The 1,711-nt window shown below is 48.6% G+C and carries 1 protein-coding gene; it reads right to left on the bottom strand.

Translation table 11 applies throughout. The features are described 5' to 3' along the window. A partial coding sequence (locus ACP45E_RS18905; protein WP_241824344.1) for a PKD domain-containing protein occupies window positions 1–1,711 on the bottom strand: 1,711 nt, incomplete at both ends.

Below are 1,711 nucleotides of genomic sequence, written 5' to 3'. Positions count from 1 at the left end.
CATTGAGGGTCTCTAAGTCGACCGCCAGTATTGAGCCGTATTTGACCTCTTCGTCGATCACACAAATATTGCACGGAGAGCCAATAGAAATGTATAAGTTCTCGTCGCTACTATCGAATGAGTTGAACTTGAGCGTATGCTTTTGGTGCCAGTATAAGCCCACGGGTTCGAGGGGGAAGTTGTCGTCACCTGCTGGCAAATCAATCAGCTTTTCAGGCTCTGACGGTTTGCCTAAATTGGAGGCGACGTCTTTGACACGATACAGTTCAGCCGCCGTAGCGAAATAAAGGTCTCCGTTTTTGAACGCCACACCGTGTGGTTCAACTAAACCACTGGCGACAATAACTGGATCCCCAGCTAAACCGGTACGATAATCGTAAGGAATAGCGTAAATTTTGTTGCCTCTTGCACCATTCTCTTCGGATATAGCCGATGACCCAACGTATAAATAGCCGTCACCCCAGGTCATTTGACGCGCCTGAAATACGCCATCAATGATAGTGCTGACTTCGACGCCATCAATGGTCGAGAGTTTTTCTAAGTCAACACTTGGTTTAACGCGAAATGCCAGTGTCATTGGGCTTTCGTCTGTCACCGCTATGACTCGCGGTACGTTTATTGGTTGGTAGTCATCTTCAAATTCAACCCAAACTTGGTACTCATCTGGCGCTAAATCTACAATTTGTTGGTCACCCTGAGCTGTCATCTCAAAGCGTTGACTCTCTCCAGTTGTTAGAGAGGTTAGAACGACCTCGTAGGTAGAAGCACTCGGAATGCCGAGGTCACCTTGGTCCATCTCGATGACAATAGAACCGGGCTCTTGTTGCTCAAGCTCTGCAAGTGCATAAACTTGAACAGTATCCTTTGATGTTGTTTCGCCATCGCTCACTGTTAGCTCAAACGAATAATGAGATTCTTGTGTTAGACCCGGGATAGAGAAGGTCGCCACCGCTGAATTTGCATTGTTCAGTGACACTTCATCACCAGATAGCTGACGCCACTGATAAGTGAGTTCGTCACCCTCTGCATCTTGTGAACCCGCGCCATCAAGGCGCACGTTAGAAGCTGGAGACTGAACTTCTTGATCGGTTCCTGCATCCGCAGTCGGTGGCGTATTTTCTATCACCTTAGCCAAACCAGTCACCGTGATCTGATCTTGTGATGAGACTTCACCGTCATCAACGATCAATTGGAAACCATACTCGGTATCTTTTTCCAGTTCTGGCAGAGCAAATGTTGCGATCGCTTGTGTTGGGTTCTGCAGCGTCACAGAAGGGCCGGACACTTGCTGCCAGTGGTAACTCAGATCATCACCGTCTTCATCTTGCGAACCAGAGCCATCAAGACTTACCGAAGAACGCGGAGATTGAACGCTTAGGTCAGTGCCTGCACTTGCTATAGGCGGCGTATTCTCTACCACCACAGCCAATCCTGTGATCGTTACCTGATCTTTAGACGAGACATCACCATCATCAACGGTCAGTTGGAAGGTATAGTTGGTATCCTTGGTCAGTTCAGGCATTTCAAATGTTGCTTGGGCTTGCTGTGAATTCTTCAGCGTCACCGTTGGGCCAGACACTTGCTGCCAGCGATAGATGAGTGGGTCGCCATCCGCATCTTGTGAACCAGAACCATCAAGACTTACCGCAGAACGCGGAGATTGGACGCTTAAATTAGCGCCTGCATTGGCTGTGGGTGGGGTATTCTCGAC

This window comes from Vibrio genomosp. F10 str. 9ZD137 (assembly GCF_049974785.1).
Taxonomy (GTDB): domain Bacteria; phylum Pseudomonadota; class Gammaproteobacteria; order Enterobacterales; family Vibrionaceae; genus Vibrio.
This window is presented reverse-complemented; position numbering and strand designations above follow the sequence as displayed.